The following is a 402-nucleotide window of genomic DNA, read 5'->3' as shown; positions in this document are numbered from 1 at the left end:
GATGGCGTCGTGATCGTCGCGGGGGCCGACGCCCGGGCGGGCCGCAACCACGGCCTGGCCATCACGCGGGTGCGGACCGAGGACGGCCGTGAACTGCCCGCGACGGAGTACTTCACGTCCATGGGGGGCTACCTCACCGCCCGCCCCTGACGCCGACGACACCGACCCGGACGGGCCGGCGTTCACCGCCGTGCGGATCGCGCGATCCGCACGGCGGTGAACGCCGGCCCGTCCGGGTCGGTGTCGTCGGCGTCAGGGGCGGGCGGTGAGGTAGCCCCCCATGGACGTGAAGTACTCCGTCGCGGGCAGTTCACGGCCGTCCTCGGTCCGCACCCGCGTGATGGCCAGGCCGTGGTTGCGGCCCGCCCGGGCGTCGGCCCCCGCGACGATCACGACGCCATC

The 402-nt window shown here is 75.1% G+C and carries 2 pseudogenes; one reads left to right on the top strand and one right to left on the bottom strand.

Annotated elements, in window-relative coordinates:
• Positions 1 to 150, top strand: a pseudogene (locus tag G3I78_RS49960) (methionyl-tRNA formyltransferase); the annotation flags it as partial.
• Between the two features lie 102 nt (positions 151 to 252).
• On the opposite strand, the pseudogene G3I78_RS49965 reads toward G3I78_RS49960, so the two are convergent.
• Positions 253 to 402, bottom strand: a pseudogene (locus G3I78_RS49965) (methionyl-tRNA formyltransferase); the annotation flags it as partial.

It is taken from the genome of Streptomyces sp. SID13726 (assembly GCF_010548375.1).
GTDB lineage: Bacteria > Actinomycetota > Actinomycetes > Streptomycetales > Streptomycetaceae > Streptomyces.
Note: the sequence above shows the minus strand (reverse complement) of the source record. Positions and strands in the feature narration are given on the sequence as shown.